Source organism: Clostridium sp. AM28-20LB, from assembly GCF_003480665.1.
GTDB lineage: Bacteria > Bacillota > Clostridia > Lachnospirales > Lachnospiraceae > Otoolea > Otoolea fessa.
This window is the reverse complement of record NZ_QUJN01000004.1, coordinates 39300-65449: the sequence shown is the minus strand read 5'-3', so window position 1 is coordinate 65449 and position 26150 is coordinate 39300. Positions and strand designations below refer to the sequence as shown.

General features: G+C 51.0%; 20 protein-coding genes and 1 tRNA gene. 3 read left to right on the top strand and 18 right to left on the bottom strand.

What is annotated here, in order from left to right; translation table 11 throughout:
* Positions 1-9 precede the first annotated feature (9 nt).
* The 10 genes from mfd to DW739_RS09470 all read right to left on the bottom strand — a co-directional run bounded on the left by mfd (position 10) and on the right by DW739_RS09470 (position 12356).
* A complete protein-coding gene (gene mfd / locus DW739_RS09515) occupies positions 10-3540 on the bottom strand; it encodes a transcription-repair coupling factor (RefSeq protein ID WP_118742959.1) in 3531 nt (1176 codons plus the stop codon).
* Entirely contained in the window at positions 3537-4166 is a 630-nt protein-coding gene (gene pth, locus DW739_RS09510) for an aminoacyl-tRNA hydrolase (RefSeq protein ID WP_118742958.1), read from the bottom strand. Before pth ends, mfd begins: the two co-directional genes overlap by 4 nt.
* 239 nt (positions 4167-4405) lie before the next feature.
* Positions 4406-5674 (bottom strand): S41 family peptidase, encoded by a 1269-nt coding sequence (locus DW739_RS09505; protein ID WP_118742957.1) that lies wholly within the window; start codon positions 5672-5674, stop codon positions 4406-4408.
* 212 nt (positions 5675-5886) lie between these two features.
* Complete coding sequence (locus DW739_RS09500; protein ID WP_118638589.1) at positions 5887-7164, bottom strand: M23 family metallopeptidase; 1278 nt, start codon at positions 7162-7164, stop codon at positions 5887-5889.
* Positions 7165-7231: 67 nt separating this feature from the next.
* Complete coding sequence (gene ftsX / locus DW739_RS09495) at positions 7232-8140, bottom strand: permease-like cell division protein FtsX (RefSeq protein WP_022359886.1); 909 nt, start codon at positions 8138-8140, stop codon at positions 7232-7234.
* Positions 8130-8813: a cell division ATP-binding protein FtsE gene (ftsE, locus tag DW739_RS09490; RefSeq protein ID WP_022359885.1), complete on the bottom strand. Its 684-nt coding sequence runs from the start codon at positions 8811-8813 to the stop codon at positions 8130-8132. The genes ftsX and ftsE overlap by 11 nt, the downstream gene beginning before the upstream one ends.
* Positions 8814-8892: 79 nt before the next feature.
* Positions 8893-9981 (bottom strand): helix-turn-helix domain-containing protein, encoded by a 1089-nt coding sequence (locus DW739_RS09485; protein WP_107001479.1) that lies wholly within the window; start codon positions 9979-9981, stop codon positions 8893-8895.
* Positions 9982-10274: 293 nt separating this feature from the next.
* Complete coding sequence (locus tag DW739_RS09480; protein ID WP_118293414.1) at positions 10275-10649, bottom strand: RidA family protein; 375 nt, start codon at positions 10647-10649, stop codon at positions 10275-10277.
* A 21-nt stretch (positions 10650-10670) separates the two neighbouring features.
* Positions 10671-11504 (bottom strand): S1-like domain-containing RNA-binding protein, encoded by an 834-nt coding sequence (locus DW739_RS09475; protein WP_022359882.1) that lies wholly within the window; start codon positions 11502-11504, stop codon positions 10671-10673.
* Between the two features lie 135 nt (positions 11505-11639).
* Positions 11640-12356 carry an acyl-ACP thioesterase domain-containing protein gene (locus tag DW739_RS09470; protein ID WP_118293429.1) on the bottom strand — a complete coding sequence of 239 codons (717 nt, stop codon included), beginning with the start codon at positions 12354-12356 and terminating at the stop codon, positions 11640-11642.
* Between the two features lie 283 nt (positions 12357-12639).
* On the opposite strand from DW739_RS09470, the gene DW739_RS09465 reads away from it, so the two are divergent.
* Positions 12640-12712 (top strand) — tRNA-Gln (locus DW739_RS09465).
* 183 nt (positions 12713-12895) lie between these two features.
* Here the strand turns inward: DW739_RS09465 and DW739_RS09460 are convergent.
* Both DW739_RS09460 and DW739_RS09455 read right to left on the bottom strand, forming a co-directional pair.
* The gene (locus tag DW739_RS09460; protein WP_118742956.1) at positions 12896-13396 is read right to left on the bottom strand and encodes a DUF1700 domain-containing protein; all 501 of its coding nucleotides are present in this window, start codon (positions 13394-13396) and stop codon (positions 12896-12898) included.
* 90 nt (positions 13397-13486) lie between these two features.
* Positions 13487-15424: a fructose-bisphosphatase class III gene (locus tag DW739_RS09455; RefSeq protein ID WP_022359879.1), complete on the bottom strand. Its 1938-nt coding sequence runs from the start codon at positions 15422-15424 to the stop codon at positions 13487-13489.
* A gap of 232 nt (positions 15425-15656) precedes the next feature.
* Between DW739_RS09455 and DW739_RS09450 the strand changes: the two genes are divergently transcribed.
* Positions 15657-16469: an MBL fold metallo-hydrolase gene (locus tag DW739_RS09450; RefSeq protein WP_118742955.1), complete on the top strand. Its 813-nt coding sequence runs from the start codon at positions 15657-15659 to the stop codon at positions 16467-16469.
* 15 nt (positions 16470-16484) lie between these two features.
* Here the strand turns inward: DW739_RS09450 and DW739_RS09445 are convergent, their stop codons facing one another.
* Positions 16485-16934 (bottom strand): PaaI family thioesterase, encoded by a 450-nt coding sequence (locus tag DW739_RS09445; RefSeq protein ID WP_182427970.1) that lies wholly within the window; start codon positions 16932-16934, stop codon positions 16485-16487.
* Between the two features lie 319 nt (positions 16935-17253).
* Here DW739_RS09445 and DW739_RS15140 point away from each other — a divergent pair, with 319 nt between their 5' ends.
* Positions 17254-18531 carry a M23 family metallopeptidase gene (locus tag DW739_RS15140; protein WP_347560726.1) on the top strand — a complete coding sequence of 426 codons (1278 nt, stop codon included), beginning with the start codon at positions 17254-17256 and terminating at the stop codon, positions 18529-18531.
* Positions 18532-18730: 199 nt separating this feature from the next.
* Here the strand turns inward: DW739_RS15140 and DW739_RS09430 are convergent, their stop codons facing one another.
* From DW739_RS09430 to leuB, 5 genes are all read right to left on the bottom strand, one after another.
* Complete coding sequence (locus DW739_RS09430; protein WP_022359875.1) at positions 18731-19894, bottom strand: phosphoglycerate dehydrogenase; 1164 nt, start codon at positions 19892-19894, stop codon at positions 18731-18733.
* Positions 19895-20034: 140 nt separating this feature from the next.
* A complete protein-coding gene (gene serC / locus DW739_RS09425; RefSeq protein WP_107001472.1) occupies positions 20035-21120 on the bottom strand; it encodes a 3-phosphoserine/phosphohydroxythreonine transaminase in 1086 nt (361 codons plus the stop codon).
* Between the two features lie 54 nt (positions 21121-21174).
* The gene (gene ilvB, locus DW739_RS09420; protein ID WP_107001471.1) at positions 21175-22857 is read right to left on the bottom strand and encodes a biosynthetic-type acetolactate synthase large subunit; all 1683 of its coding nucleotides are present in this window, start codon (positions 22855-22857) and stop codon (positions 21175-21177) included.
* Positions 22858-23096: 239 nt separating this feature from the next.
* Positions 23097-24773, bottom strand: a complete 1677-nt coding sequence (gene ilvD / locus DW739_RS09415) for a dihydroxy-acid dehydratase (RefSeq protein ID WP_107001470.1) — start codon at positions 24771-24773, stop codon at positions 23097-23099.
* Positions 24774-24880: 107 nt separating this feature from the next.
* A complete protein-coding gene (gene leuB / locus DW739_RS09410) occupies positions 24881-25966 on the bottom strand; it encodes a 3-isopropylmalate dehydrogenase (protein ID WP_117796026.1) in 1086 nt (361 codons plus the stop codon).
* Positions 25967-26150 lie beyond the last annotated feature (184 nt).

Below are 26150 nucleotides of genomic sequence, written 5' to 3'. Positions count from 1 at the left end.
AATTAAAAACTACTCTTTCGCCAGCGCCGCGAGCCCGGAAAGAATCTCCCGCGCCTTCACAAGCATCATCTCGCAGTCCGTATGTTTCTGCCGCACATCGCGGTAATAGAACGACGGCACATCACCCGTCCTGAAGGTCAGCGTGCCCTTATATTTCTCCATCAGCGCCGGAATGCCGGAGACGTCCAGATCGGCTTTCTGGTACATCTGAATCGTGATATCCTGCTTCTTTACATCGACCTCCACGACACCCGCCTGATGAGCAAGCGCTTTTAGATCGGCGATCTTTAACAGGTTCTCCACCGAACGTGGAATCTCGCCAAAGCGGTCGATCAGCTCATCCTGCATATCCATATACTCTTCCTGGTTCTCAATACCGGAAATCCGCTTGTAAACGTCGAGTTTCTGATATTCATTGCGGATGTAGGACGGCGGAATATACGCGTCGATGTCGCAGTCCACCACCGTCTCGAAGTCCTCGGCTTCGTTCTCACCGCGAAGTGCCAGCACCGCCTCGTTTAAGAGCTTGCAGTACAGGTCATAACCGACCGCCTGCATGTGACCGTGCTGTTCCGCGCCCAGAAGATTTCCGGCGCCGCGCAGCTCCAGATCGCGCATCGCAATCTTGATACCGCTTCCCAACTCCGTAAATTCACGGATCGCCTGCAGACGTTTTTCCGCCTCCTCACGCAGCAGCTTGTCGCGCCGGTACATGAGAAACGCATACGAAGTCCGCCCGGAACGTCCGACGCGACCGCGGATCTGGTAGAGCTGCGACAGCCCCAGCCGGTCGGCGTCGTGGATGATGATCGTGTTCGCATTCGGAATGTCCAGTCCCGTCTCAATGATGGTCGTGGACACCAGAACGTCGATATTGCCCTCGACGAAATCCAGCATAATTTTTTCCAGTTCATGTTCGTGCATCTGCCCGTGGGCGAACACGACGTTTGCCTCCGGCACCAGAGCCGCCACATGGTTTGCCACCTCGTCGATGTTGTTGACACGGTTGTAGACATAATATACCTGTCCGCCCCGCGCCAGCTCCCTGTGAATCGCCTCGCGCACCATCTCGTCGTTGTACTCCATGACGTAGGTCTGAATCGGCAGGCGGTCCACCGGCGGTTCCTCCAGGACGCTCATATCCCGGATGCCAATGAGACTCATATGCAGGGTACGCGGAATCGGCGTCGCCGTCAGCGTCAGAACGTCTACATTTTCCTTTAATTTCTTGATCTTTTCCTTATGTGCCACACCGAAGCGCTGTTCCTCATCGATGATCAGAAGCCCCAGATTTTTAAAGACAACATCCTTAGAAAGGACGCGGTGCGTTCCGATCACGACATCCACCTGCCCTTTTTTCAGATCTTCCAGCGTTTTTTTCTGCTCGCCCGCCGTGCGGAAACGCGACAGCATATCGACCCGGACCGGGAAATCCTTCATTCGCTGCACAAAGGTATTGTAATGCTGCTGCGCCAGAATCGTGGTCGGCACCAGATACACGACCTGTTTGCCCTCCTGAATCGCCTTAAACGCCGCCCGGAGCGCGATCTCTGTCTTGCCATATCCAACGTCGCCGCAGATCAAGCGGTCCATGATGCGGCGGCTTTCCATATCTTTTTTTGTCGCCTCGATCGCCTCCAGCTGATCCTCCGTCTCCTCAAACGGGAACATTTCCTCAAACTCCCTCTGCCAGACCGTATCCGGTCCATACTGGTAGCCCTCGCTCCGCTGGCGAGCCGCATAAAGCTCGACGAGATCCTTTGCAATATCGCGGACCGCCCCGCGCACCTTGCTCTTCGTTTTATTCCATTCCGTTCCGCCCAGTTTATTGAGCTTCGGCGTCCTGGCATCCGATCCCGCATATTTCTGGATTCCTTCCAGGCGCGTCGCCGGAAGGTAGAGATTGCCGCCATCACGGTACTCAATCTTGATGTAATCCTTGACAACCTTGTCCTGCTCGATCTTCTCGATGCCCCGGTAAATGCCGAGTCCGTGGCTCTCATGCACCACATAATCACCGATCGAAAGCTCGGAAAAGCTCTGGATCTTCTTACCCTGGTAGGAGGTCTTTTTCTTCTTTTTCCGCCCCCGTCCGCCGCCGAACATGTCTCCCTCGGTAATCACGACGAACTTAATCAGCGGATATTCAAATCCCCGGTGCAGCTTTCCATAGGTCACCAGGATTTCGCCCGGTTTCACAGTGTTTTCGCCCTCATCCGGACAGAATGCGCTCAAATCGTACTCCCGCAGATCGCCCGCCAGACGGCTCGCGCGCGTCCGCGAACCCGCCAGCAATACCACACGGTATTTTTCTTTCTTCCAGCGCGTCAGATCGCTGATTAAAAGCTCAAATCCATTCTGATAGGAATTGACATTTTTGACGCTCAAACTGTACTTTTTCTTAACCGTCATGCCAGAGAGCTTCTGATCCAGCCCCAGCAGTAAAAGAGTCCGCGGGCGCATCGCCATCGCCAGCGTCTCCTTCGCCGAATAGAGGAAGGAAGTCTGCCCCGGAAGCAGATAGCCGCCCTCGAGACGGTGCGACATACTCTCCCGGAACTCCGTCTCGGTCGTCTCTGCTTTTTCCTTCAAGCGCAGCGGCTCATCCAGGAAAATCGTCAGCTCATCGACTGGAAAATAGTTTAAAAACGACACCGTTTCCTTGCAGAAATACCGGATATAGCTTCCCAGCCCATGCACCCGGAAGCCCTCGCGAAGCCCCTCTAAGACCTCCGAAACAGCTGAATCCATCCGGTACGCCTCTTCCGTCTTCATGGCATCCCGGAGCTTTTTCACGTATTTCCTGCGGTCTTTCTCGATCGCCTCGGTTCCATCCTGAATCTGCTCCGGCGTCAGCGCCATCTCCGTCGCCGGATAGATCACTGCCTCATCCACCTGCTCGATCGATCGCTGGCTCTCTGGGTCGAAGGTACGGATCGAATCGACCTCGTCGCCCCACAGCTCGATCCGGTACGGCACCTCCTCCGTCAGCGGGAAAATGTCAATGATACCGCCGCGCACCGAAAACTGCCCTGATCCCTCAACCTGCGCGACCTTCTCATATCCCATTTCCGCCAGGGCGTGCGTCAGCTTCCCGACCTCGACCACATCTTCTGCCCCGATCGTGAGACTCCGCTTTTTCATCCACGCAAGCGGCAGCAGATGTTCCATCAGTCCGTCGATCGTCGTGACCACCACGCCGCCGGAACTCTCCAGGATCCGCCGCATGACCTGAATCCGCTGTTTCGTCAGCAGGTTTCCGTGGATATCCGACGTATAAAACAGCAGATCCCTCGCCGGGTACAGCGAAATATCCGTATCAAAGCACCGGTAATCCTCACAGATCTCCCGCGCCCTCGAATCATCGTAGGTGACAATCAGCTTCCAGGGCGTCAGATCCGAAAGCTCGGACAGCAGATGCACCTTCTGCGAATCCAGGCATCCCGTGACAAGAAGCGGTCCCTGTCCGCGCTGTAAATCCGTCTTGAGATCCTGGAACTCGATCATCTCCTCTAACGGATTTGCAAATAAATCGCTCATTGTGTCTTGACTTCCTCCTTCCTATCCGCCTTCTGCTTCTCTAGCTTCTCCTTCTCTCCGCGCGCCGCGCCGTTAAAATGGTTCATCGCCGCCTCAACGCCCTCTGTCATCATATCCACGACTGCCGCCGCACCGTCCTTAAACGCCGTCGTCATCGTTTCGGCTTCCTCTTTCGGAAAATGTCCCAGCACATAGTCTGCCAGATCCATGCGCGCCGACTTCTCGCCCACACCGATCCGCACGCGTGGAAATTCCTGCGTTCCCAGATGGGCGATGATATTTTTGATTCCATTGTGGCCGCCCGCGCTGCCTTTTTTGCGGATCCGAATGCCGCCCGGAACCAGGCTGATATCGTCATAAATCACGATAAACTCCGATGGATCTACCTTATAATAATCCATCACCTGACGGATGCACTCGCCGCTCAGGTTCATATACGTCTGCGGCTTTACCAGAATGACCTTATTTCCCTCGATCACGCCTTTTCCGATCAGTCCCTTAAATGCTTTCTCCCGGACATCAATGTTATACTTGTCCGCCAGCGCATCCAGCGTCATAAATCCCACATTGTGGCGGGTTCCCTCATATTCTCTTCCCGGATTTCCAAGTCCTGCAATTACATACATAATTCTATTTCTCCCTCTTTTTCTATAGTATCAAAAATACCAGATTCTTCACTCATCGTCTTTCTCAAAAAGCCAAAACAGACACGACTTTAAGCGTTAAATCCTGAAACTGCCACTTTTTCAAGCTGTTTCAGGATCTAACGCACTTATTTTTCTGGATACTTTTAAAGTTACTGTTCACGGATAGGCACTTTTGGAATCGAAAGTGCCGTAAGTTTTGGAGTCGTGTAAATAAGAAGTTACTTTCCCTTCACAACCTCAACCGCCTTCTGCAGCTGATTATCCTTCTCCTCTGGAATCACGACTTCCTGCGCCGCCTCTTCATCCAGCTCCACCTCGAGATCCGGCTCGATGCCTTTTCCATGGATATCATTTCCATTCGGCGTATAATAATGGTCGGTCGTCAGCTTAATCGCGCTTCCATCCGAAAGCGGCATCAGCGTCTGCACGATACCTTTACCGAAAGTCTTCGTTCCGACGATCGTCGCCACGCCATAATCCTTCATCGCACCGGTAAATACCTCCGACGCGCTGGCGGAATTGCCATTTACCAGCACAACCATCGGGATCTCCAAGCTGTGTCCATCCTCAGCGTCGTATGTCTCCTCCGTGCCCTTCTTATTTGCCACGGTCAGGATCCGTCCGCCATCTTTCAGGATATAATCCGCCATCGAGACAACCGTCGTCACCTCGCCGCCCGGGTTGTTCCGCAGATCGATGATCAGGCGCTTCATGCCCTCGCCCTGCAGTTCCTCGATCTTGGATTTAAACTGATCGGCAGTCACACGGTCAAACTCCACAACGGAAATATATCCGATCTCTTCATCCAGCATCTTGCCTGACACCGTCTGCACATCAATCGGTCGGCGGGTCAGGGTGATATCCTTGTACTCGTCGCTATTTTCACGATAAACCGTGATCGTCAGCTGGCTGCCTTCCTCGCCCTTGACGTAATTATTGACCAGAAGCGACAGATCCATGCCAATCACCTCGGTGCCATCTACCTTATAAAGCGCATCACCCGGAAGGATGCCTGCCTCCTCGGCCGGACTGCCCTCAAAGACGCGCACGATCGTGCTGACGCCGGTCTGGACATTCTGGGATACCAGAGCACCGATGCCGCAGTAAGAACCATTTGTCTCATCCAGGAAGCTTGTCAGCTCGTCCGGCGTATAATAAACCGCATACGGATCATTTAAACCACTCAAAAAGCCCTGATAAATGCCGGCTTCCTCCTCGGATGTATCAATTTTTTCCTCAAACAGGTACTTTTTATCGATAATATCCTGTATCTGCTCCAGCTTTTTCGTGACATTCTCAAAATTGACCGGCTCCTGTGCCTGCGACGGTGTTCCCTCGGTCTGTACCTGTACCTGTGTCTGGTTATCGATCACACGGCGTCCAAACATGTAAATCCCCGCCGAAGCACCGACCGTGATCAGACACACCAGTGCTGTCACCAGCACACCGACCATCACACCGCGCCAGAATTTATTTTTACTGTCCATCTCTTATGCCTCCTGATTCCTGTCTATTCCTTCCGGATTTGTAACTGTTCAGTACCTTCACAGTCACGCGCAAAAATCCATCAAAAATTGCCTACGGCAATGGGATTTTTTCCTGCTGGTCCATGTTTTCGTACGGTCAGCGCAGTAAATGCGCAGACCTACTGAACAGTTACCCGGATTTCATCTTTTGCAGCCACCTGATACTTTCCACACTACGGACTTACATAGCTCGAAGGGTTTACATAACTTCCGTTCTTGCGGACTGCAAAATGCAGATGAGAACCTGTCGAATATCCGGTCGAACCTACCTTCGCGATCGTCTGTCCGGCTTTTACCGTATCCCCTGCCGATACCAGAAGCTGGGAACAGTGCATATACACGGTTGAAAGTCCATTTCCATGGTTGACCACAACATAATTTCCAGCCGAATAACTGTAGGTTGCAATCGAAACCGTTCCTCCGGCGGCTGCCACGATGCTGCTGCCGGTCGAAGCGCTGATATCAATGCCCTTATGGTTCGAGGACGCGCCCGCCGTCGGTGATTTACGTTTTCCGAATCCAGATGTAATGCGTCCGCTTGCAGGGCACGGCCAGCGCAGCGAAGAACTTCCCGTCGAAGTAGTAGTCGTACTGCCAGTATTCCCTTTCGCGGTCGAATTATTCGTCTTTCCCGCTGCGGCGGCTTTTCTGGCAGCTTCCTCTGCCGCTTTTTTCGCCGCCTCTTCCGCTTCCTTCTTCTTAATCTCCGCCTCCATCTGCACGATCTTGGCTTCCTGCGCCTTGATATCGTCCTCATACGCTTTCGCCTGCGCTGATTTCTCGCCGATCTGCGCGTTGACGTTCTGGAGTTCTTTATTTTTCTCATTCAGGAGAAGCTGGACCGAATCCTGCTTTGCCTCCGTCTGCGTCTTCATCTCCTGCAGCTCCGCCTTCTCCGTCTCCAGCTTTTTCTTACTGTCCGCGATGGACTCTTTCGTCGCCACATACTGGTCGAGCATCTTCCGGTCATACTCCGAAATCTTTGAAACATACTCTGCCCGGTTTAAAAGCTCCGAGAGCGAACGGGCTTCCAGAAGCAGATTTAAGTAGCTGCTGTCGCCCTTCTCATACATATATTTGATACGCATTTTCATCGAAGCATACTGCTTTTTTTCGGTTTTCTGCGCTTCTTCCAGCTTTACCGCCGTCTCATCGATGCTTTTCTGCTTGCTGGAAATATTATTTTCCAGCTTCGTGACCTGCGACTGCAGATCATTCATCTTCGTGTCCAGCTCCTTGACATAGCTCTCGGTGTTACTTTTCAGCCCCTGAAGGCTTTTGATCGCCTCCTCGGTCTTCTTTTTCTCCTGTTCCAGGGCGCTTTTCTTATCCTTGGCGCTGCTTACATCCTTTTTCGTCGCTGCCGCCACCGAGGTCAGCACTGGGGAAGACGCCAGCGCCGCCGTCACAAGGAACAGAGCCGCACGTATTTTCAATCCCTGTTTTTTCATGTTCTCATCCTTTTTACCGCAAATTTCCGCTGCCGCCGCATTCTCCTACAGCAGCCGCCAATGTTTCTTACACCTTTAAATGTCTGCGGATCGTAAAGAAACTTCCGACAAAACCGATTCCCACGCCCAGCGCCATCGCCACGGCTACCATGCTCGGGAAAATGGTCTGAATCGGGATAAATTCAATCAGGTTCGACAAGATATCAAACCGTTCCATCATATATACAACCGCCTGGCGGTACAGAAAATACGTGATCGCCAGCGGAATCAGCGCGCCAACCAGACCGATCATCACACCCTGTACAACGAACGGCGCACGGATCATGAAATTCGTCGCACCGATCAGGCGCATGATCCGGTTTTCCTCCCGTCTAAATGCAGCTGCCGTCGTGATCGTATTGCTGATAAGGAAGATAGCAACTGCCAGCAGAATAGCGATGATCACCGCCGACAAAAGTCCCAGCATCTTGTTGAAGCTCGAAAGCCCGGACGCCGTATCACTCGAATAATTGATCTTCCGGATTCCCTGCACCGTGCCAAGCCATGCAACCATGTCATCCTGCATGTCAATGTCTTTCAGATAGATCTCGTAGGACGCCGAACCGGCTAACGGGTTGTCATCCGCAAATCCTTCTGCCAGATCCTCGACTCCCTTAAAATATTCTTTCTTAAAATTCTCCCATGCCTCCTCGGCAGAAACATACTTTACTTCCTTGACCTCATCGCGGGCGCGTATCTCATCCCCGATTTTCTGTATATCGTCCTCACTCATATCTTCATTGAAAAAAACCGTGATTCCTACTGTAGATTCTGCATTCCGCACCATATACTGTACGTTGGCAATCAAGCCAAAAAACATACAGAACAGGAAAATACATGCCGAAATAATCGCCACCGACGCCAGTGAAAACCAGATATTCCGGATGATATTGCGCATGCCCTCCTTGGTGCAGTAAATCAATGTACTAATTTTCATGCCAGATACCGCCTTTTTGATCTCCCGTCAGCACGCCGCGCGTCAGCGTGATCACACGTTTTCCCATCTCTGCTACGATCTCCCGGCTGTGCGTTACCACAAGCACCGTCGTCCCGCGCCGGTTTATCTCCTCCAGAAGCTCCATGATCTCCATAGAATTATGTACATCCAGGTTTCCCGTCGGCTCGTCCGCCAGAAGTATCTCCGGCGAGTTGATCAGCGCACGGGCAATCGCAACACGCTGCTGCTCGCCGCCCGAGAGCTGGTTCGGGTATGCTTTATATTTTGAAGAAAGCCCTACCAGTCGGAGCATTTCCGGCACATTTTTCTTAATCTCACGGGGCGATACGCCGATGACCCGCTGTGCAAACGCGACATTTTCATATACTGTTTTATCCTTCAACAGACGGAAATCCTGAAACACCATTCCCAGCCGTCTGCGGTACTTCGGAATGTAGCGTCTCGGCATCTTTTCCAGATCCATATCGTTGACGATAATCTGGCCGGAAGTCGGCTCCAGCTCCTTCAAAAGAAGCTTTAAAAGCGTCGATTTGCCGGAACCGCTTCGTCCCATGATGAAAACAAACTCGCCGTCCTGAATCTGAATATTGATTCCCTTTAAGGCTTTATTCCCCGTCTTGTACGTCTTGGTGAGATTTTTAACCTCTATCATGCGTAAATCCTCTTTTTCAATTCTCCAAATGAAATTGCTGCGGCAAAGGCAATCTTCCTCCCCGCCACAGCAATTTGGATTAATAATCCAGGTTTTCCATGTATTTCATATATTTTACAACCATCAGGGCAATCTTAAATGTGATCGCATCCTCAAACACCCGCAGATCCAATCCCGTGCTCTTCTGGAGCTTATCCAGACGGTATACCAGTGTGTTGCGGTGAATGTAAAGCTGTCGGGAAGTCTCTGATACGTTCAGGCTGTTCTCGAAGAACTTGTTGATTGTCGTAAGAGTCTCCTCATCAAACTCATCCGGCGATTTGCCATCAAAAATTTCCTTGATAAACATCCGGCACAGCGGCAGCGGCAGCTGATAGATCAGACGTCCGATTCCCAGCTTGCTGTATGCGACCACATTTTTGCTGCTGTAGAAAATCTTTCCTACATCCAGCGCCATCTTCGCCTCTTTATAAGAACGCGATACGTCCTTGATCTCGTTGACGATCGTACCGAATGCCACGCTGACACGTGTCAGTGACTCGGTATTGAGCATATCTACGATCGATGTGGCTGTCTTTTCCAGATCGTCGTACGTCTCGCCCGGCTTCACTTCCTTGACTAGAATAATGTTCTTCTCATCCACTGCCGTGATAAAATCCTTCGTCTTGGTCGAGAACAGGCTGCGGACGGTCTCAAGTGCATTCACATCCTTCTCATGCTGCGTCTCAATGATAAATACGATCCGCTTGACGTTCGTCTCGATGTGCAGCTTCTTCGCACGGTTATAAATGTCAACCAGAAGCAGATTGTCAAGCAGCAGGTTCTTGATAAAATTGTCCTTGTCAAAGCGCTCCTTATAAGCTACCAGCAGGTTCTGAACCTGAAATGCCGCCATCTTGCCGACCATGTATACGTCGTCGCTTCCGCCCTTGGCAAGAAGTATATATTCTAACTGGTGATCGTCAAACACCTTGAAAAACTGATATCCCTGTATCACCTGGCTGTCCGCCGGAGAGTCTACGAAAGCCAGAATTGCACTCTCATATTCCTCAGCGCCAGTAAATGTGGATGCCAGCACCTTGCCTTCCGTATCACAGATACAGAGATCGACACGCGTAATTCCTTTTAACCCCTCAATGTTTGTCTGGAGTATCTGGTTCGAAATCATATTCCTCTCTCCTTTTCTTTTATCCTCCGTCCAGCTGTGTTTCCGGGTCTTTCAACCTGTCATTCCCCAAACCCGTTTGTTACCCCTCCGGCAATCTGTGCCTGTGGACCATAACCGTTCCCCATCTGAATCTTGGACGGATCTTTCCCTTTATTTTAAAGCAAAGTGACGAAAAAAAAAAGAGGGCGGACGAAAAAAAGTGAATTTTTTCGTCATTTTGCCCTCACACGCCGGGATTTTCACAGACTGTGACTTGTTTTTCCGGCGAAATTTTCCAAATATGCGATTCATTCTTATTTTGCTGCGATCGCTTCCATCTCCATCAGGACGCCCTTCGGAAGTTTAGATACCTCGACGCAGGAACGTGCCGGGCATGCGCCCTCGAAATATTTCGCATAGATTTCATTTACTTTTCCGAAATCATCCATGTTCTGGATAAATACGGTGGTCTTTACAACCTGCTCCATGGAAGCACCTGCTGCCGCCAGAAGATTCTTTACATTGGTTAAAACCTGCTCTGCCTGAGCCTCAATTCCCTCCGGGATCTCGCCGGTTGCCGGATTGACCGGAATCTGACCGGATGCAAATACCATTCCATTTACCTCGATTGCCTGGGAATACGGACCGATCGCTGCCGGTGCATTGGTTGTGCTGATTACTTTCTTCATGTCAAATCTCTCCTTTGTCTTTTATTTTAAACGGATAGAATCTTCGTTTACCTCTACTTTTCCTTCTTTTAAAAGGTGTCCAACCGCACGCTTGAACGCGTTTTTGCTTAGATTAAATTCGCGGCGGATAATCTCCGGCTCCACGCGGTCATTGAACGGCAGAACGCCGTTTTTTTCTTTCAGACGTGCCAGCACCGCCTCGGCATCCGCATTCATCTGACGGTACGCCACCTCGCGCAGGCTCAAATCCATTTTTCCATCCTCGCGCACCTTCGTCACGCGTACCTTTAAAACCTCGCCCAGACGGCATTTTCCATACAGCTCACGGTTCGGAATCAGACCGAAATAGCGGTCTGCCACTGCCACGAACACGCCCAGATTTTCATTGATCTCATAGACGCGTCCCTCGGTCCACTCGTCCTTCTTGTACGGCGCATCACTGCAAAGATACGAATATACCTTCATCGTCGCCGCCAGACGACCGCTCTTATCGATATACAGCGCTACCAGGCACTCTTCCCCGGCGCGAACCGGATATACCTGCTCTTTAAACGGGAGCAGCAGATCTTTTTCCAGCCCCATATCGAGAAAGGCGCCGATCTTCGATACATCCTTGACCTTCAAAACCGCCGTCCCGCCCAGTTCCAGCTTCGGCATCGAGGTCGTCGCAATCAGGCGATCCTCGGAATCTTTATAAATAAATACCTTGAGCTTATCGCCCACTTTTGTGCCCTCCGGCACCTGTTTCTTCGGAAGCAGGACCGCCGCCGCATCATCTTTCTTCTGTCCCAGATACACGCCGAAGTTTTTCTCCCGCACTACCATCAGTTCCTGTACTCTTCCCAGTTCAATCATGTCATTCGTCCTCTCTTTTCTGCCGATCTCTTTTTTTATTTAACGGTTGCATTTTTCATTCACTGGCAGACAATCCACGCCGAATCTTTCTTCGGCTGCAATAATTCAGTTTCTTCACTGCTACATACAAACTCTTTACAAACCAGTCCTTGCCAGCCACAAATTCGCATACACCTGACCTTCCGCATCCTGCAGCGATACCACGTATCCTTCCGGCACCTGCGCCAGTTTCGGGTACATCACATTCCCAAGCACTGCCGCCTTCCGGTACTCCACTCGCAGTTCTCCGAGTGCAAAGTCCACAGGCAGCAATTCACGCGCAATCGCCACATACTGTGCATTGTTCACGTGCCGGTTCGTATCGAGATGATGGCGTTCCACCGTGACCGGCGCCGCCGTCTCATACGTCTCAGGCAGGCGGATTTTCTTCGGCGCTGGCGGCATTGCAAGCGGTTTATCTTCAATCTGGTAGCCCTCCAACTGGCTTTCCGGCACCCGCACCGGGCATCCTTTTTCCAGATCGTAGTAAAACCAGGTCGAATCCGCCCGCACCAGCGGGTTTCCCATCTCATCCTCGATCGTGAAATTCCGGTAGCCATAGATTCCCTTAAACCCATACGGCCAGGTCGAAATACGGATCCGCTCGCCAAAATGCGGCTGTCTGAGAATCTCTATCTGCCATCCGCTCAGCCACCACGCCCGTTTTTCCTCATTCAGATAGGAAATCCCGAGTTTCAGATCCTCCGACTGGAACGTCGAACAATCCTGAAGATAATTCATGATTCCCACCACAGAAAGATTTCCCTCTTCATCCGTCTCACTGTACCGGACCCGGCTGTCAAATGTATACATATCGCTCTCTTTTCCTTTCCGGCTTCCGGCTCTCCGCACCATCTTAGCGCATCCGCCATCTGCCGTTTCGTCCTATACTGCCTTAACATTCTGTCATGAAACTCATTATATCCGATTCGAACCACGTTGTCTACTTACAGACCCAGAATATTGCAGAATTTGCCGGACGCATGGCGCGGTTTCTGCCACAGCAGCCGCCCAAACAAAAAAAATTATCAAAAAAGCGAAAAAAGTAGTTGACGAATCTGTTTCCTTACAGTATAATATAAATCGTTCAATTCATTGGGCTATCGCCAAATGGTAAGGCAACGGACTCTGACTCCGTCATTTTCAAGGTTCGAATCCTTGTAGCCCAGCTAAAAAGCATTTGTTTGCCAAAGACGGCATGACAAGTGCTTTTTTTGTATTATGGAAACTCCCTCTGAAATGTTCCATAATACAACATTTTTCAACTCAATAAACCTCCATATGTTTGCGAGAAAACAAGAAAAGAACCCCCGCTCCGGTCATCCCTCACAGCCGGCGACAGGGGTTCTTTTCTATTTCCAAATATTCTTAATAAATGTATAGATCAGCCAAATCAGAAGAATCGGTCCCGCCAGATGAATCAGGATGGTGAAAATACCTCCGACCAGTACAAACAGCACAAATAAGATCGCGATAACCACCACGCTGACAATTACCTTCCAGTACCATTTATTCAAATCGATGTAATGGAAGTTCGGCGGCAGACCGCTGTCGTCCCGCTCCGAAAAACCGCCGTTGTAGGAGGACGCTGTGCGCCCGCTCCCGGCAGCGTTTCCCGAAGTGTACGAACCGCCCTGGCCGGTCTCCCCGGCGCCCTCGCTGCTGTCGATAATGGTTTTCGCAATCAGGCGTGGACTGCCGATCTCCTCGATCACTTCTTCCTCCCTGCGCCCTTTCGCCGCCTCCTGGCTGATATACTGATCGTAATAGCTTATGTTGCTCTGGATGACTGAAGCCGAAACCTCGCCGTCCAGCGCCTCCCGAAGCTCCTGTAAAAACTCTGTCTTTCTCATCTTGTCTCCTTATTCCTCAAACCGTCCCGTTTCTTCCGTTTCACCCAGCCGAAAGAAACAAGCTTCCAGTTCCCGTCCCTTTCAACTGCCTCAGCGTACGCGCTCTTTCAAAAGTCCGCTCCGGTACGCTTTCAAGAGCTCTTTCAGATCCTCGATGCGGCCCGCCAGCTCCTTGCCCTCATCGGTATCCGCCACTGTGATGCGCTTCTGCATTTTCTCCACAATATATACCTTCGGCGTCCGCTCGCGCTCCGGGTCAAATGGCTTGTGTTCCGCAAGCGCGAGATGGTGCGAATTGAAAATCAACGTATATCCGGCGATTCCCGTCCGCTCCTGGTAGGCTTTCGACAGCCCGCCGTCAATGATGAAGAGCTTGCCGCCAGCCCGGATCGGTGTCTCTCCACTCTTAATCTTCACCGGCATATGCCCGTTGATGATATGCGAGCCCTTCGTCGGAAGTCCAAATTCCTTCAAAATCATATCGCAGGTCTCTTCTTCCTCACTGAGCTGGTAATACGGGTTCATCGTCTCTCTCATCACTTCCGGATCCTCGATGAAATAATGCTCAAAGCTGCGGTTTTTGTCCTTTCCAAATACCGGCGATTTCGCACCATTCCACAGATACCACATAAAATCGCGGCACGCCTCCTTCTCCGGCGCGTCCTCTGGAAGAAAATAGGCATTTTTAACCTGTGTGTCAATAAAATCCATCAATTCCTTGCCGCGGTACATCTTGCCGCCCACCATCAGACCGTCAAATTCCCGATTCTCCGTCATCGGGATACAGCCGTGATAGAGCAGGTTGGAATTGCAGCATTTATACATGCTTCCGTTGGAATACAGGAAACGGACATGCTCATGCAGCCGCGCATTGTGGCGGAACGACAGCTCCAGCGTGTGAAGCAGCTCTTCCTCTTCGTCCGTCAGCCGCAGCGGATCCGCCGGATCCACCGTCGGGAAATTCATGTCGCGCATCGGATACTCTTTTCCATCGATCGTAACCGTGCCGCGGTCATAACGAATCGCTGACAGAAGTATCCGCTCTTCCATCCCGTACTCCGGATGGCGCTTGATGATCTGCCCCTCTTCCTTATACTGTAACACCGCGATCGCCTTGTGCATCTTCGCCGCCAGCTTCGGATCCACTGCGTCGTAAATATTTTTGTCAAGAATCTGCGGCAGAAAACAGGTACACGGATCGTCCCGGTACACGCGCTCCGCAAACATCGACAGCGGGCGCAGGTTAATTCCGTAGCCGTCCTCCAATACATCAAATCCATTGTAACCGAGCGCCATACGCAAAACATTGCAGATACACGCCCGGTTGCCCGTCGCCGCGCCCATCCACGAAATATCATGATTGCCCCACTGGATATCCACATCATGGAAATGCATCAGTTCCTCCAGAATGATATCTGGTCTCGGACCACGGTCAAATATATCGCCCAGGATATGAAGATTATCGATCGTCAGACTCCGGATCAGGCTGCAGATCACGACAATAAAGCTGTCCGCCACCCGGACGTCAATCAGGGTATTGATGAGTTCGCTGTAATACTCCGTCTTATTGTCATCGGTATTATCGACATATAAAAGCTCATCGATCACACCCGAAAATTCCTTCGGCATCTTTTTTCTCACCTTGGAACGGGTGTATTTCGACGAAACCTCCCGGCAGATCTGCACCAGACGGTACACCGCCGTCTTCTGCCAGTCCTCCGTGTATTCGTTCGCCTGTTTGATCTGATTGATCATTTTTTCCGGATAATAGATAAGGTTCGCCAGCCGTACCTCGTCCTCCTCCGAAATAATATGTCCAAATGTCTCGCGGATCTTCTCCCGGATGATACCCGACGAACTGCGGAGCAGATAAATAAACGCCTCATGCTCACCGTGCAGGTCACTGAAAAAATATTCCGTGCCCTTCGGAAGTCCACAGATTGCCTGTAAATTAATAATATCACTCGCCGCCGCCCGGATATTCGGATACTCCCGCGAAAGCAGCTTCAAATATGCTAAATCCCTCATGTTATCAGCTCCCAAACTGCGCTGTCTGCCCGGATATTGTCGTGACTCGTTATCGTCGCGCTCGCTTTGGGTAAACAGCACATTATCTACATTGCATTTGCCTTTTTGATAGATTTATAGTAGCATAGATTCAGATCAGGGTCAAAATATATTTTCGGCACTTTCGGTTCCAAAAGTGCCTACTCGTGAACAGAAACATACTTTTCCATACATAAATACAGGAGGAACATTCATGACGCAACCACACACTCTCTACGTGTTTGGCACCGGCAACGCCACGATGACACGTTATTATAATACCTGCTTCGCCATCCGATCCGGCGAGGAATATTTCATGACAGACGCCGGCGGCGGCAATGGCATCCTGCGGATTCTGGAAGAAATGCAGGTTCCGTTAAACCGCATCCACCATCTCTTCGTGACACATGAACACACCGACCACATTCTCGGCGTGATCTGGATGATCCGGATGATTGGCACTGCCATCAAAAAGGGAAATTATGAGGGAATTTTTCATATTTACTGCCACGACGGGCTGATCGACACGATTCAGACCTTCTGCCGCCTGACACTCCAGAAGAAATTCTGCGACCTGATCGGCGATCCGATCCAGCTCATCCCGGTTTCTGACCGTGAAACCCGGCAGATTCTCGATATGGAGGTCACCTTCTTTGACATTCATTCGACCAAGGCGCGCCAGTTCGGCTTCCGCGCCGTGCTGCCGGACGGCAAGATCGTCTGCTGCCCGGGCGACGAACCGCTGAACCCGCTCTGCAAAGAATTTGCCAGTGGCGCCGACTGGCTCTTCCACGAAGCCTTCTGCCTCTACCGTGACCGTGAAATCTTCTCCCCTTATGAAAAACACCACAGCACCGTCAAAGATGCCTGCGAACTCGCCGAACGCCTCGGTGCGCGGCATTTGATTCTGTGGCACACTGAAGATAAGACTTATCCGGAACGCGCTGCTTTGTACCGCGCTGAAGGGGAAGCCTATTATCATGGGGATTTGCTGGTACCGGAGGATGGGAGTGTGATAGAGCTGTGATTGTATCTTGCAGCTCTACCTCTTCCTCAAATGATAATACGTCATCGTCGCCGATGCCAGCAGCGTCTCCTTATCATCATAAATCTTGCATTCGCACACCGAAAATGCATAACCATTCTGTATTTCCTGCGCCCGGGCGATGATTTTGGATGTGTTTTTTCCAGCTTTCAGATAATGGATCGTGCCATCCACGGTCGGGACTGCGTAGTCGCGCCCGGTCATCGCTGCGGTGCCGCCCACGGTATCCGCCAGTGAATACAGGACGCCGCCGTGCACGATACCTAAGATATTCATATGCCACGGTTTCAATACAATCTCTCCAACTGCATAGCCCGGGCGTGCCTCGGTGATCTCCATCTCGATTTTCTTCCGGAAATCATTGGCTGCATCCGTCTCCTGTCCGCGCTTGTCCCAGACTTCTGAGAATGAGCCGGACGGCTTTTTCTTTTCTTCCTTCTTTTCCATTTCATGTACCTCCTTGTATATATGATTTACTCTCTTTTTTATCTCTCTGCAGGTCATCTATTATTTTCTTCTATTTTTTCTATCACTTTTCTCTCTGATATAATCTGTTTGTATAATCTGTTTGCCTGAATCAGCCCATCCTTTTTCCTCGCCTCAAACGCTTTTTCTCATATTTTTCCAAAGATGGACTCATACTTTCTCCCATCCTCTCATACAATCTTATCAGATTGCAAAAATGTTATTGTTCACGCATACGTGCCCAGTAACGGAATTTGCCGTGGCTTCGCATTTAAATACTATCGCACAGGAGGGATCTGTCTTGAAACGAAGTTCTGTTATCATTGCACTGGAAATCTGCGCCATTGCGGCGCTCTTTGTCAGCTGGTCCTTCCAGCGTCCAAACAGCCGTCAGGTCACGGCCGGGAATGCGTCGGAACATTTTATCCGCTGGGTGGATTTCGATGTGACCGCCGACGCCATGACACAGGCGTTCCGCTATGATGTTGATACCTGCCAGCAGGATCTCCATCTGAACTGGGTCGATCTGCTCGCTTACCTGGGGGCGCGCTACGGGGGCGATTTTTCACATTATCAGGCGTCCGATATGACGGAAGCTGCCGAACAGCTCCAAAATGGCGTTACAGTGGAAGAATTGACGAAAAATATGACCTCTTTTGCCTATTATCGTGAGGCTTACGGCGCGGTTCTGGATGGAATGGTCGGACTGTATGAAATTGAGATTCCGAAATCGGAAGCACCGGCTTTTGCACTGGCGGACGCGCAGATACAGGAGGGGGATCCGGCTGCCAATACTTCCTACGCAACGACACCACCACCAACAACAGCAACAACAACAGCAACCACAACTGGTACAGACACAATCGACTCAGCCAGTCAAGCTTCACCAGAAACTTCAGCCTCATCCAACACACAAACTTCTCTCGAAACCCCAGCCCCCACTCTCTCCGATCCCGACGCTGTCCCCCTGACTCCCTCCGGTGAGGAAAAAGTCTGGGTTACCAAATATGGTCTGAAAGCGTTTCTCCCACTGGCGAAAAACTTTCCCTACAGCCACTATGACGATTTCGGTGTCTCCCGCAGCTACGGTTACCGGAGACGGCATCTCGGGCATGATATGATGGGGCAGACGGGAACGCCTGTGATTGCTGTGGAATCCGGGCGCGTCGAGGCGCTCGGCTGGAACCAGTACGGCGGCTGGCGCATCGGCATCCGCAGCTTTGACGGGAAACGATACTACTATTATGCACATTTACGCAAAGACTACCCCTACCAGTCAAACCTGAAAGAGGGCAGTCTCGTCACCGCCGGGGACGTGATCGGTTATCTCGGGCACACCGGCTACAGCAGCACTGAAAACACCAACAACATCGCTGAACCGCACCTGCATTTCGGATTGCAGCTCATTTTTGACGAATCCCAGAAAGAAGGAAACAACGAAATCTGGATTGACTGCTATGAACTGATCCGTTTTCTGGCGATGAACCGCTCCGAAACTGTCAAAAAAGATGGCACTAAGGAGTGGACGCGTGTTTATGAAATGAAAGATCCTAGTATCGATCAATTTTCCACCCCATGACAAGGTTTTCTTACCAAGTCAATCCTGTCGCTTAATATAACCCGCCACTGACAGTTTCTCACCAATATATACATATAATTATCAAGTTAAAAAGCCATGCAGAGATTCTTCAATAAAAACATTCTGCAATCCATAAAAATACAGCCGGAAAAGGTGCACCCAAAACCGCACTTTCTCCGGCTGTTTTCAATAAAACTTATTATTTGATCACGCGCACGCGCATCATACCCTGAATAGCTTTCAGCTTCTCAATCGTCGCCGCGTCTGCCTTGGTCTCCAGATCAACCAGCGTATAAGCGTATTTATCACGGCTCTTGTTCGTCATGTTTGCGATGTTCATGTCAGTCGATGCCAGGATCGAGGAAATCTGTCCGATCATGTTCGGCACGTTCTTATGAAGAAGTGCAAGACGACCTACGGTTGTGCACACGCCCATATCGCAATTCGGGAAGTTGACGGAATTCTTGATATTACCATTGTCCAGGTAATCCATCAGCTCTTTGACTGCCATCACGGCACAATTATCCTCGGATTCTTCTGTGGATGCGCCCAGATGTGGGGTTGCGATGACGTTCGGCATCTGCATTACTTTTGCATTCGGGAAATCGGTGATATAGCGTTTTACACGACCGGAAGCCAGCGCCTCTGCCATATCGTCGTCATTTACCAGAAGGTCACGCGCAAAGTTTAAGATAACCACGCCGTCCTTCATCTGTCCCAGGCTGTCTTTGTTGATCATCTGGCGGGTGCTGTCAAGCAGCGGTACATGAACGGTGATGTAATCGCATTCCTGATAGATCGTATCAACCGATGTGATGTGCTTTACGTCTCTGGAAAGCATCCACGCTGCCTTGACAGAAATAAACGGATCATAGCCGTATACTTCCATGCCAAGCGCTGCAGCTGCGTTTGCAACCTCTGCGCCGATGGCGCCCAGTCCGATAACACCAAGCTTTTTGCCGCGGATCTCATGACCGGCAAATTTCTTTTTCGCCTTCTCCATATCTTTGGAGATATTTTCATTGTCCTTCTGCTCCTTGCACCAGTCGATGCCGCCGACTACGTCTCTGGCTCCCAGCAGCATGCCAGCCAGCACCAGCTCTTTGACACCGTTTGCATTGGCGCCCGGTGTATTGAATACGACAACACCAGCCTCCGCACACTTGTCAAGCGGAATGTTGTTGACGCCCGCTCCGGCACGTGCAACAGCACGCAGTCCCTTCGGAAGTTCCAGATCATGCATGGCAGCACTGCGGACCAGAATGCCCTCTGCCTCCGCCAGGTTGTCAGTCATCTCATAATTTTCGGTCAGTAAACCGGTTCCCAGCTTGGAAATCGGGTTCAGGCAATGGATTTTTCTCATTTTTTAACTCTCTTTTCTTTCAAAATTTCAAATCTTCCCATACGCGGGCTGTTTTTGTTTTAAAAAGTCCACTGCTGCAGCAGAAAGGAACGGATTCCCCCTCCCTTTCGCCGCAGCAATGGCATAAATTTTAAAATTGATTAATTTGTATGTTTTTTCTCAAATTCGCGCATGAAAGCAACTAATTTCTCAACGCCCTCGATCGGCATTGCATTGTAGATGCTGGCACGCATACCGCCGACGGTACGGTGACCTTTTAAGTTCACAAAACCTGCCTCTTTGGCTTCCTTGACAAACAGGGCATCCAGATCTGCATCGCCGGTGACGAACGGTACGTTCATCAGGGAACGGTCTTTTTTCTCAACGGTTCCCTTGAAGAGCTTGCTCTCATCGAGGAAATCGTAAAGGATCTTCGCCTTCTTCTCGTTGCGCTCCTTCATGGCACTTAAACCGCCCATTTTCTTGAGCCATTTAAATACCTTGCCGCACATATAGATGGTGTATGTAGGCGGTGTGTTGTACAGAGAGTCATTGTCTGCGTATGTTTTGTAGCGCAGCATGGTTGGTGTTCCCGGAAGAACATCCTCGGTGATCAGATCCTCGCGGATGATGACGATCGCCATACCAGCCGGACCTACGTTCTTCTGGACACCACCCCAGAGAATACCAAACTTACTCACATCGAGCGGCTCTGACAGGAAACAGGAGGAGATGTCTGCTACCAGTGTCTTGCCCTTGGTGTTCGGAAGCTCATGGTATACGGTTCCGTAAATAGTGTTATTTAAGCAGATATACACGTAATCTGCGTCCTCATCCACTGGAAGGTCCGAACAATCCGGGATGTAGGAAAAGGTCTTGTCAGCGCTGGATGCAATCGCGTTGGCAGTACCAAACATCTTTGCCTCCTGATATGCTTTCTTTGCCCACTGTCCGGTGATGATGTAATCCCCCACCTTATTTTTGAACAGGTTCATCGGAACCATGGCGAACTGCATATTGCCGCCGCCCTGTACGAATAATACTTTGTAATTGTCCGGAATCTGCATCAGTTCGCGCAGATCCTTCTCTGCATCATCAATGATGGCCTGGAAATCCTTGGAGCGGTGGCTCATCTCCATGACGGACATACCGCTGCCCTGGTAATCCAGCATCTCTGCCGCTGCCTCTCTCAGTACCTCCTCCGGAAGCACTGCCGGACCTGCCGAAAAGTTATAGACTCTGCTCATAATAAATCTCCTCCTGTCTTACACAAAAATGTGATAATAGCCCCCATTTTACAACTATTCGATGCGTAAGTCAATCTCATCAAACGCTTCCTCGATCGGTTTTCCAGCCGGAACCATCGGGAATACCTTGTCATCGCTGCCAATCTGGCACTCGATCATAACCGGGATATTTAAGCTGATCGCCTCGCGCAGCACCGGCTCCACATCCTCTTTCTTCGTGATACGGTATGCCTTCGCGCCCATGCCCTCTGCCACCTTGACGAAATCCATCTGATCGTAAAGCTCCGTCTGGGAATAGCGTTTTCCATAGAACAGGGTCTGCCACTGGCGCACCATACCCAGAACATGGTTGTTAAATACAACCTCGATAACCGGAATATTGTAGCGAGTTGCCGTCGCAATCTCGTTCATGTTCATACGGAAACAGCCGTCTCCGGCAATATTGATAACCGTCTTATCCTTGCAGCCCATCTTCGCACCAATCGCTGCGCCCAGACCGTAACCCATCGTGCCCAGACCGCCGGAGGTCAGAAGCTGTCTCGGACGTTTGTATTTATAATACTGTGCCGCCCACATCTGATGCTGTCCGACATCGGTACAGATGATCGCATCGCCGCCGGTTACCTTGTAGATCTCTTCCATGATATACGGACCGGTCAGAACTTCCTTGTTGTAGCGGAGCGGGTACATATCTTTCAGACGCTCAATGTGGCTCAGCCACTCGTCATGGTTCATCGGATCCAGACGCGCGTTTAGCTTACGCAGAATAATCTTGACATCACCAATAATGCTCGCATCGGTCTGGATATTTTTGTTGATCTCCGCCGGATCGATATCTATGTGTAAAATCTTTGCATTGGTTGCAAAATGGTTCGGATCGCCCACAACACGGTCACTGAAACGCGCGCCTACAACGATCAGCAGATCGCACTCTGCCACACCGAGGTTGGATGTCTTGGTTCCGTGCATACCGATCATACCGGTATAAAGGACATCGGTTCCGTCAAATGCACCTTTACCCATCAGGCTGTCCCCCACCGGCGCCTGAATTTTATGTGCAAATGCGCTTAATTCATTGGCAGCATCTGACGCCACTGCACCGCCGCCGACGAAAATAAACGGTTTTCTCGCCGCCTTGATCATCTCGATCGCCTTTTCCATGTCTTCCTCACGGATCAGCTCTGTCTCGCGCTCGATCGGCTGCGGTTCCTTCGGCTCGTACTCGCAGGCCGCTGCCGTCACATCCTTGGTGATATCCACCAGAACCGGACCCGGACGGCCACTCTTAGCAATCACGAACGCACGACGGATCACATCTGCCAGCTTCGTGACATCCTTTACGATAAAATTATATTTCGTGATCGGCATGGTAACACCCAGAATGTCGATCTCCTGGAAGCTGTCTTTTCCAAGAAGCCCTGTCGTTACATTACAGGTGATGGCTACCATCGGAATGGAATCCAGGTTAGCCGTTGCAATACCCGTAACCAGGTTTGTAGCTCCCGGACCAGATGTCGCCATACACACACCGACCTTACCGGTTGCTCTCGCGTAGCCGTCTGCCGCGTGGGACGCTCCCTGTTCATGAGAGGTCAAAATATGGGTGATTTCATCCTTGTGTTTATAAAGTGCATCATAAATGTTGAGGATCGCGCCGCCCGGATAACCGAACACCGTGTCTACCCCCTGCTCTTTCAAGCATTCAATGACAATCTCTGCTCCTGTCAATGTCTTCATCTGTCTAACCTGCTTTCCTTCCTTAAACCATTTTAAATGCATATACTCCCGGGCTTTCATCAACCGCAAAAGCGGGGCTGAAAAACTCCGAGAGTACATATCCCCGCAAAGCTTCCGAAAGCGTCTGTCGCGCTGTCAAGCTCTCCGTAGGGGCAGCCTGATAAATCGTCCCATCCACTGCCTTTTAGCATCAAGCAGTACTTTTCGTCTCAAAAGCACCTGTCTGAAGCCCGCAATGATTACTTCTGTGTCTTCGGAACCTCCAGGATTGCGCCCCGGTTTCCGCTCGTTACAAGCGCTGCGTAACGTGCCAGGTATCCGGTCGTAACCTTCGGTTCTCTCGGCTGCCATTTCTTTCTTCTCTCTGCCAGCTCCTCGTCGGATACGAGTACGTTCAGGGAGTTATTATTGATATCGATGGAAATAATATCGCCTTCCTCAACCAGCGCGATCGGTCCGCCGACTGCCGCCTCCGGAGAAACGTGTCCGATGGATGCACCTCTGGATGCGCCGGAGAAACGTCCGTCTGTGATCAGAGCTACGCTGGAACCAAGTCCCATACCTGCGATGGCAGAAGTCGGGTTCAGCATCTCACGCATGCCCGGACCGCCCTTCGGTCCCTCGTAACGGATGACAACAACATCGCCAGCCACGATCTTGCCGCCCTTGATCGCTGCAATCGCGTCTTCCTCACAGTCAAATACACGCGCTGGTCCCTGATGTACCAGCATCTCCGGTGCAACGGCAGAACGTTTTACAACGCCTGTATCCGGTGCCAGGTTTCCTTTCAGGATCGCAATACCGCCAGTCTGGCTGTACGGATTGTCGATCGGTCGGATAACCTCCGGATTCTTGTTGACACAGCCCTTGATATTCTCGCCAACGGTCTTGCCGGTTACGGTCATGCAGTCCAGATTCAGAAGGTTCTTCTTGGACAGCTCATTCATAACCGCATACACGCCGCCTGCCTCGTTCAGATCCTCCATGTAGGTCGGACCTGCCGGTGCCAGATGGCACAGGTTCGGGGTGCGCTTGCTCATCTCATTGACCAGCTCCATGTTCAGGTCTACGCCTGCCTCATGTGCAATCGCCGGAAGATGCAGCATACTGTTGGTAGAACATCCGAGTGCCATATCCACGGTCAGTGCATTTAAAAATGCCTTTTCTGTCATAATATCTCTCGGACGGATGTTTTTCTCATACATCTCCATAACCTTCATACCAGCGTGTTTTGCCAGTTTGATTCGCTCGGAGTAAACTGCCGGGATCGTACCGTTGCCCTGAAGGCCCATGCCGAGTACCTCTGTTAAGCAGTTCATGCTGTTGGCGGTGTACATACCGGAACAGGAACCGCAGGTCGGGCAGACCTTACATTCGAATTCTTTCACATCTTCTTCCGTCATGGTGCCTGCTGCGTAGGAACCAACTGCCTCGAACATGCTGGAAAGACTTCTCTTCTGTCCCTTTACATGACCGGCTAACATCGGACCGCCGCTGACAAATACAGTCGGTACATTGACGCGGGCTGCTGCCATCAGAAGTCCCGGTACGTTTTTATCACAGTTTGGAACCATAACCAGCGCATCGAACTGATGTGCCAGCGCCATACATTCGGTGGAATCTGCGATCAGATCACGGGTAACCAGAGAGTATTTCATGCCGACATGTCCCATAGCGATACCATCACAGACTGCGATCGCCGGAAATACAACCGGTGTGCCGCCAGCCATCGCTACCCCCAGCTTCACGGCATTTACAATCTTGTCCAGGTTCATGTGTCCCGGAACAATCTCATTATAAGAACTTACGATACCGACAAGAGGTTTGTTCATCTCCTCTTCCGTCATACCGAGTGCATTAAACAAAGAACGGTGAGGTGCCTGCTGCATCCCTTTTCTTACTGCATCACTTTTCATCTTTTCGTCTCCTTCTATCTCTTTCGACGACCTCCGCCCCTGGTGACAGGGGCGGTTTTTACGTTTATCTTTGATTTTATCGCATTTATGAAATTTTTGCAATCTTTCTATTTAATTCTCTCACAGATCAGCCTGCCCATCTCAACGGTTCCAACCTGCTTGCAGCCATCCGCCATGATATCCACGGTACGGTAGCCCTCGGTCAGTACCTGCTGTACGGCATCCTCGATGGCTTTTGCTTCCTTATCCAGATCGAAGGAATAGCGGAGCATCATCGCTGCGGAAAGAATAGTTGCAATCGGGTTTGCGATGTCCTTGCCCGCGATGTCCGGTGCGGAACCGTGGCTCGGCTCGTAGAGACCAAATTTGCCCTCGTTTAAGCTGGCCGAAGACAGCATACCGATGGAGCCGGTAATCATGCTTGCCTCGTCAGAAAGGATATCGCCAAACATGTTCTCAGTCAGGATCACGTCGAACTGTCCCGGATTCATGACAAGCTGCATCGCGCAGTTATCAACCAGCATATGGGTCAGGGTAACTTCCGGATAATCTTTAGCAACTTCCTCGACTACCTTTCTCCACAGGCGGGAGGAATCCAGTACGTTTGCCTTATCGACGCTAATAACGCTCTTGCGGCGCTTCATCGCGATATCAAATGCCTTGATTGCGATCCGGCGGATCTCATTTTCATTGTAGGTCAGGGTATCTACCGCGGTCGTCACGCCGTCGATCTCCTTCGTGTAACGGTCACCGAAGTACAGACCGCCGGTCAGCTCACGCATGATAACCATATCGAAGCCGTCGCCGATGATCTCTTTCTTTAACGGGCAGGCATCTGCCAGCTCTTTGTAGAGGTATGCCGGGCGGATATTCGCAAACAGTCCCAGACCTTTACGGATGGCAAGAAGTCCGGCCTCCGGACGCAGGTTCGGAGCCACATCGTACCAGCGGGAATTTCCCACGTTGCCGCCGACTGCACCGAGCAGGACGGAATCACTCTTTTTCGCGGTCTCCAGCGCCTCATCGGTCAGCGGTACGCCGTACTCGTCGATGGAGCAGCCGCCCATCAGGATTTTTGTATAATTAAATGTATGACCGTAGACGGCGCCTACCTTGTCCAGCACGCCGCATGCCTCTCTCACAATCTCCGGTCCGATTCCGTCGCCCGGAATCACAGTAATATTGCAATTCATAATAAAATACCTCCCTTGTTTCAAACGGTTACTTTTTATCATATCGGATTCCGTCCTATTTTGCAATCTTCTGACGAAGGAAAACCGGTATTCCCCATATAGTAATTTGGAATTTATTCTATAACCTGGGGTTATCTGTAAAATAAAAAAGAATGTGCCTTGGCACATTCTCGCGCCGAGCGCG

What these genes read in the sequence shown, in the direction of transcription:
- mfd (WP_118742959.1), bottom strand. Translation starts at nt 3,540, where the DNA reads ATGAGCGATTTATTTGCAAATCCGTTAGAGGAGATGATCGAGTTCCAG.
- pth (WP_118742958.1), bottom strand. Translation starts at nt 4,166, where the DNA reads ATGTATGTAATTGCAGGACTTGGAAATCCGGGAAGAGAATATGAGGGA.
- DW739_RS09505 (WP_118742957.1), bottom strand. Translation starts at nt 5,674, where the DNA reads ATGGACAGTAAAAATAAATTCTGGCGCGGTGTGATGGTCGGTGTGCTG.
- DW739_RS09500 (WP_118638589.1), bottom strand. Translation starts at nt 7,164, where the DNA reads ATGAAAAAACAGGGATTGAAAATACGTGCGGCTCTGTTCCTTGTGACG.
- ftsX (WP_022359886.1), bottom strand. Translation starts at nt 8,140, where the DNA reads ATGAAAATTAGTACATTGATTTACTGCACCAAGGAGGGCATGCGCAAT.
- ftsE (WP_022359885.1), bottom strand. Translation starts at nt 8,813, where the DNA reads ATGATAGAGGTTAAAAATCTCACCAAGACGTACAAGACGGGGAATAAA.
- DW739_RS09485 (WP_107001479.1), bottom strand. Translation starts at nt 9,981, where the DNA reads ATGATTTCGAACCAGATACTCCAGACAAACATTGAGGGGTTAAAAGGA.
- DW739_RS09480 (WP_118293414.1), bottom strand. Translation starts at nt 10,649, where the DNA reads ATGAAGAAAGTAATCAGCACAACCAATGCACCGGCAGCGATCGGTCCG.
- DW739_RS09475 (WP_022359882.1), bottom strand. Translation starts at nt 11,504, where the DNA reads ATGATTGAACTGGGAAGAGTACAGGAACTGATGGTAGTGCGGGAGAAA.
- DW739_RS09470 (WP_118293429.1), bottom strand. Translation starts at nt 12,356, where the DNA reads ATGTATACATTTGACAGCCGGGTCCGGTACAGTGAGACGGATGAAGAG.
- DW739_RS09460 (WP_118742956.1), bottom strand. Translation starts at nt 13,396, where the DNA reads ATGAGAAAGACAGAGTTTTTACAGGAGCTTCGGGAGGCGCTGGACGGC.
- DW739_RS09455 (WP_022359879.1), bottom strand. Translation starts at nt 15,424, where the DNA reads ATGAGGGATTTAGCATATTTGAAGCTGCTTTCGCGGGAGTATCCGAAT.
- DW739_RS09450 (WP_118742955.1), top strand. Translation starts at nt 15,657, where the DNA reads ATGACGCAACCACACACTCTCTACGTGTTTGGCACCGGCAACGCCACG.
- DW739_RS09445 (WP_182427970.1), bottom strand. Translation starts at nt 16,934, where the DNA reads ATGGAAAAGAAGGAAGAAAAGAAAAAGCCGTCCGGCTCATTCTCAGAA.
- DW739_RS09430 (WP_022359875.1), bottom strand. Translation starts at nt 19,894, where the DNA reads ATGAGAAAAATCCATTGCCTGAACCCGATTTCCAAGCTGGGAACCGGT.
- serC (WP_107001472.1), bottom strand. Translation starts at nt 21,120, where the DNA reads ATGAGCAGAGTCTATAACTTTTCGGCAGGTCCGGCAGTGCTTCCGGAG.
- ilvB (WP_107001471.1), bottom strand. Translation starts at nt 22,857, where the DNA reads ATGAAGACATTGACAGGAGCAGAGATTGTCATTGAATGCTTGAAAGAG.
- ilvD (WP_107001470.1), bottom strand. Translation starts at nt 24,773, where the DNA reads ATGAAAAGTGATGCAGTAAGAAAAGGGATGCAGCAGGCACCTCACCGT.
- leuB (WP_117796026.1), bottom strand. Translation starts at nt 25,966, where the DNA reads ATGAATTGCAATATTACTGTGATTCCGGGCGACGGAATCGGACCGGAG.